Here is a 3,735-nt window from a genome sequence, read left to right on the forward strand (position 1 = left end):
AACAGCGGCGCTGGCAGCGGAACAACTTCGCTGCCCGCGTCGTTTGCTTCTGCGGGTCCTCCGGCCCGCGCGGCGGTGTAGCTCAGCTGGCAGAGCAAGCGGCTCATAATCGCTGTGTCGCCGGTTCAAGTCCGGCCACCGCTACGTGACCAGCACGGACCACCCCGGGCAGGGGTGGTCGGGAGGCCCCTCAGCGGGCCGACCGCTGGCCAACACAGCACCTGCAACGAGAGAGAGTTACCAGTGGCCGCCACCGACGTTCGCCCCAAGATCACCTTGGCGTGCGAGGAGTGCAAGCACCGTAACTACATCACCCGCAAGAACCGGCGCAACGACCCGGATCGGCTGGAGATCGCCAAGTTCTGCCCGAACTGCGGCGTGCACCGCAAGCACAAGGAAACCCGCTGATCTAGGCCGCTGACGTGCCTGTCGATCCGTCCTTCATCGGGAAGCCCTTCCCCTATCCGGTGCCCTACGTCGTGGGCGTGGAGAAGATCCGCGACTTCGCGACGGCCATCGGTGACGCCAATCCGCTGTACCACGATCGCGACGCCGCCCGGCGGGCCGGCCACGCCGACCTGGTGGCCCCGCCGACGTTCGGCGTCGCCATCATCACGCGCGCCCAGGACGAGGTGTTGTTCGACCCCGCGCTGGGCCTGGACTACTCCCGGGTCGTGCACGGCGATCAGCGCTTCGTCTTCCGGCGACCCGTGGTCGCCGGGGACGAATTGCTGTGCACCTTCTTCGTGGACAGCTCCCGCATGGTCCAGGGCAACGAGTTCCTGGGGTTGCGGACCGAGGTCGTCGACCTGGCCGGTGCCCCCGTGCTGACCGTGTACGGCACGCTCGTCGTCCGCGGCCCCGACGCATGAGCCAGGGTCAGGAGATGGCGGCGGCATGAGTGCGATTCCGCAGTTCGAATCGGTGTCGGTCGGCGACGAACTCGCCCCGCTCACCATGACCGTCGAGCGTGCTCGGCTGGTTCGTTACGCCGGTGCGTCCGGCGATTTCAACCGCATCCACTGGAGCGAGTCGACCGCCGCCGCGGTCGGCCTGCCCGGCATCCTGGCCCACGGGATGCTGACCATGGCGTTGGCCGGCCGGGTGGTCACCGACTGGGTCGGGGATCCGGGCGCGGTCATCGAGTTCGGGACCCGATTCACCCGTCCCGTCTTCGTCCCGGACGACGGCGAGGGGGCCACCGTCGAGTTCACCGGTGCGGTCCGCTCGCTCGACGCCGACACCCGCACCGCCCAGGTCGACATCACCGCGAAGTACAACGGGCAGGCCGTGCTCGGCCGTGCCCGGGCCACCGTCGCGCTCAGCTGATTGCCGCTCGGCACCATCGAGGGGCCACGTCCGGTCGTTTCCCATCCTCGGGAACGACCCGACGTGGCCCCTCGATCCGTCTCAGTCCTGCGCGGTGGACAGGAACTCCGCCATCCGGGTCACCCCGGTGACCAGGTCCTCGTCGGACAGCGCGTAGGACAGCCGGAAGTAGCCGGGGGTGCCGAACGCCTCCCCGGGGACGACCGCCACCTCGGCCTTGTCCAGGACCAACGCGGCCAGCTCACCGGACGAGGCGGGGCGCACCCCGTCGTAGGACTTGTCGACCAGGCCCCGCACCGACGGGTAGGCGTAGAACGCGCCCAGCGGTTCCGGGCAGGACACGTGCGGGATGGCGTCGAGCAGCCCGACGATGAGCTGGCGGCGCCGGTCGAACGCCTCGCGCATCCGCTCCACGGCGTCCAGCGGCCCGCTGACCGCGGTCAGCGCGGCCTGCTGGGCGACGTTGCAGACGTTGGAGGTCAGGTGCGACTGCAGGTTGGTCGCCGCCTTGATCGCGTCCCGCGGTCCGATCATCCAGCCGACCCGCCAACCGGTCATCGCGTAGGTCTTGGCCACCCCGTTGACCACGATGCAGCGGTCGGCGATCTCCGGCGCCACCACCGGCATCGACACGTGGACCGCGTCGCCGTAGACCAGGTGCTCGTAGATCTCGTCGGTGATGACCCATATGCCCTTCTCCGCCGCCCAGCGACCGATGGCCGCGACCTGCTCCGGCGGGTAGATGGCTCCCGTCGGGTTGGACGGCGAGCAGAACAGCAGCACCTTGGTCCGGGAGGTCAGCGCGGCCTCGAGCTGGTCGAGGTCGACCAGGTAGCCGGCGGACTCGTCCGCCACCACCGGCACCGGCACCCCGCCGGCCAGGGTGATGGCCTCCGGGTAGGTGGTCCAGTACGGGGCCGGCAGCAGCACCTCGTCGCCGGGATCGAGCAGCGTCGCGAACGCCTGGTAGACGGACTGCTTGCCGCCGTTGGTGATCAGGACGTCGGCGGCCTCGACCGCCAGCCCGGAGTCGCGCCGGGTCTTGGCCGCGACGGCCTCGCGCAGGGCCGGCAGACCGGCGGCGGGGGTGTAGCGGTGATTGGCCGGCACCGAGCATGCGGCGATCGCGGCCTGGACGATGTAGTCGGGGGTCGGGAAGTCCGGTTCGCCGGCGCCGAAGCCGATGACCGGCCGGCCCGCCGCCTTGAGCGCCTTGGCCTTCGCGTCCACGGCCAGCGTCGCGGACTCGGCGATGCCGCCGATGCGCGCGGAGATCCGGGGGTGTGCGGTCGAGGCGGATGCGGGCGACTGAATGCTCATGCGTTCATCGTGGCACGCAGCGCGGAACGTGGTGGGGCGGGTAGCGTCGTCACGTGGGCACCAGCCGGTGGCGACGTGCCTTACACTTGACAGCCGGGGTGTGCTCCCGCTTGCCCGCTCGTCGGGTACAACGGGCACATCCCGGGTTTGTGAAGGGGTTCTGATGGCGATCGACCGGCCGTGACCGCGGGCGTGTCGTGACCAAAGGGGCGTAGCTCAACTGGCAGAGCAGCGGTCTCCAAAACCGCAGGTTGCAGGTTCAAGTCCTGTCGCCCCTGCAGCACCATCGAACGACCCGGCGCAGCGATGCGCCGGGTCCAGCACAGGTGAAGGACGTAGACAGTGAGCGACGAACACGACGGGGTGTCGGCGGGCGGATCAGCGTCCGGCGACGACCCGTCGGGGGACGCGGCGGCGGCCAAGGCCGGCGCGACGGCCGGCCGGGACAAGCCCCGTCAGGCCCCTTCGCTGTCGAAGTCCGAGGACACCGGCGACACGGTGGAGGCGGGCGAAGCCGGCACCGGTGCGGACGAGGGTGAGAGCGCGTCCGCGCTGACCACCCCGGCGTCACCGGGGTCGGCGCGGGCGGCCGCGCGCCGTGCCGCGGCCCGGTCCGGCGGATCGGACCCGGCGGCGGCGAGCGACAAGAAGGGCGCCGCGACGCCCAAGCGGGGATCGACCACGGCCGTCAAGAAGCCGAACCCGATCGCCCGGCTCGGCCGCTTCCTGCGCGAAGTGGTCGCCGAGTTGCGCAAGGTCATCTGGCCGACGCGCAACCAGATGGTCACCTACACCATCGTGGTGATCGCCTTCGTGGTGTTCATGGTGGCGCTGGTCGGGGTCCTCGACCTGCTGTTCGCCAAGGGCGTGTTCGCCGTCTTCGGCTGACCGGCCCGATCCGGGCGGTCCGAGCGTGTCCCCAACGAGTGAAGAATTCAGGAAGTGAGCATCCATCGTGTCCAGTGACGTCGACTACCCAGGCGGCGAACCGCCCCGTGACGTCGTGCTGACCGACGGGGACGAGACCATCGTCGCCTCCGTGTCGTCCCGGGACGACGAGTACGACCACGACAACGAGGCGGAGAC

Annotated in this window: 5 protein-coding genes and 2 tRNA genes; 6 read left to right on the forward strand and 1 reads right to left on the reverse strand. The window is 70.2% G+C overall.

The genetic code is table 11. The features are described 5' to 3' along the window. The first annotated feature begins 71 nt into the window (after window positions 1-71). The 4 genes from ACOJUF_RS13700 (at window position 72) to ACOJUF_RS13715 (ending at window position 1,329) form a co-directional block, all read left to right on the forward strand. A tRNA-Met gene (locus tag ACOJUF_RS13700) sits at window positions 72-144 on the forward strand. Window positions 145-243: 99 nt separating this feature from the next. Next, complete coding sequence (gene rpmG, locus ACOJUF_RS13705) at window positions 244-408, forward strand: 50S ribosomal protein L33 (RefSeq protein WP_420122390.1); 165 nt, start codon at window positions 244-246, stop codon at window positions 406-408. A gap of 14 nt (window positions 409-422) precedes the next feature. Next, window positions 423-872 carry a MaoC family dehydratase N-terminal domain-containing protein gene (locus tag ACOJUF_RS13710; RefSeq protein WP_420122391.1) on the forward strand — a complete coding sequence of 150 codons (450 nt, stop codon included), beginning with the start codon at window positions 423-425 and terminating at the stop codon, window positions 870-872. A 25-nt stretch (window positions 873-897) separates the two neighbouring features. After that, window positions 898-1,329 carry a MaoC/PaaZ C-terminal domain-containing protein gene (locus ACOJUF_RS13715; protein WP_420122392.1) on the forward strand — a complete coding sequence of 144 codons (432 nt, stop codon included), beginning with the start codon at window positions 898-900 and terminating at the stop codon, window positions 1,327-1,329. 81 nt (window positions 1,330-1,410) lie between these two features. Here ACOJUF_RS13715 and ACOJUF_RS13720 read toward each other — a convergent pair whose 3' ends face one another. After that, window positions 1,411-2,649 carry a pyridoxal phosphate-dependent aminotransferase gene (locus tag ACOJUF_RS13720; RefSeq protein WP_420122393.1) on the reverse strand — a complete coding sequence of 413 codons (1,239 nt, stop codon included), beginning with the start codon at window positions 2,647-2,649 and terminating at the stop codon, window positions 1,411-1,413. A 205-nt stretch (window positions 2,650-2,854) separates the two neighbouring features. Between ACOJUF_RS13720 and ACOJUF_RS13725 the strand changes: the two genes are divergently transcribed. Continuing rightward, window positions 2,855-2,927, forward strand: a tRNA-Trp gene (locus ACOJUF_RS13725). Between the two features lie 64 nt (window positions 2,928-2,991). Continuing rightward, window positions 2,992-3,537, forward strand: a complete 546-nt coding sequence (gene secE, locus ACOJUF_RS13730; RefSeq protein WP_420122394.1) for a preprotein translocase subunit SecE — start codon at window positions 2,992-2,994, stop codon at window positions 3,535-3,537. Window positions 3,538-3,735 lie beyond the last annotated feature (198 nt).

This window comes from Nakamurella sp., assembly GCF_048594475.1.
GTDB lineage: Bacteria > Actinomycetota > Actinomycetes > Mycobacteriales > Nakamurellaceae > Nakamurella.